Source organism: Acinetobacter sp. 1207_04 (assembly GCF_052850415.1).
Genome location: NZ_VXCQ01000046.1, coordinates 1 through 324, shown reverse-complemented (window position 1 = coordinate 324; position 324 = coordinate 1). Strand labels below are relative to the sequence as shown.

Annotated in this window: 1 protein-coding gene; it reads left to right on the top strand. The window is 38.3% G+C overall.

Annotated features, from left to right (window positions below; all coding sequences use genetic code 11):
- The coding region (locus FW754_RS16415; RefSeq protein WP_446325265.1) for a YDG domain-containing protein at window positions 1-324 on the top strand (324 nt) is incomplete at both ends.

Here is a 324-nt window from a genome sequence, read left to right as displayed (position 1 = left end):
TACGGCACAAGGTCAATTTAGCGATAAAAATGCAGGTTCAAATAAGAATGTGAATGTATCAGGTGCTTTAAATGGTACAGATGCAGACAACTATGCGCTTTCAACGAATCTACAAACTCAAGCCAATATCAGTAAAAAACAAATTTCAGGTGTGTTGACGGCACAAGACAAAGTCTACGATGGCACGACCAATGCGATTGTGAGTGGCAGTTTAAATCAAGAAGATATTATTACTGGTGATCAAGTTTCAGTTGGTGGAACGGGACATTTTGTTGATAAAAATGCGGGGCAAAATAAAGCGGTTAATGCATCGAGTAGTTTAAT